This window comes from Stenotrophomonas sp. AS012628 (assembly GCF_010608305.1).
Lineage (GTDB): Bacteria > Pseudomonadota > Gammaproteobacteria > Xanthomonadales > Xanthomonadaceae > Stenotrophomonas > Stenotrophomonas geniculata.
This window is the reverse complement of the sequence record NZ_VMBJ01000225.1, coordinates 1-238: the sequence shown is the minus strand read 5'-3', so window position 1 is coordinate 238 and position 238 is coordinate 1. Positions and strand designations below refer to the sequence as shown.

The following is a 238-nucleotide window of genomic DNA, read 5'->3' as shown; positions in this document are numbered from 1 at the left end:
ACGCTGAAGGCCGACCAGGCGCAGTTGCAACTGACCAAGGACACCCTGGGCACCTACCAGAAGAGTTTCGACCTGACCCAGCGCAGCTACGACGTCGGCGTCGCCTCCGCGCTCGACCTGCGCCAGGCGCAGACCGCCGTGGAAGGCGCCCGCGCGACCCTGGCGCAGTACACCCGCCTGGTAGCCCAGGACCAGAATGCACTGGTCCTGCTGCTGGGTTCCGGGATCCCGGCGAACC

General features: G+C 68.5%; 1 protein-coding gene. It reads left to right on the top strand.

Annotated elements, in window-relative coordinates:
- The coding region (locus G5A07_RS21700; protein ID WP_191864019.1) for a TolC family protein at positions 1-238 on the top strand (238 nt) is incomplete at both ends.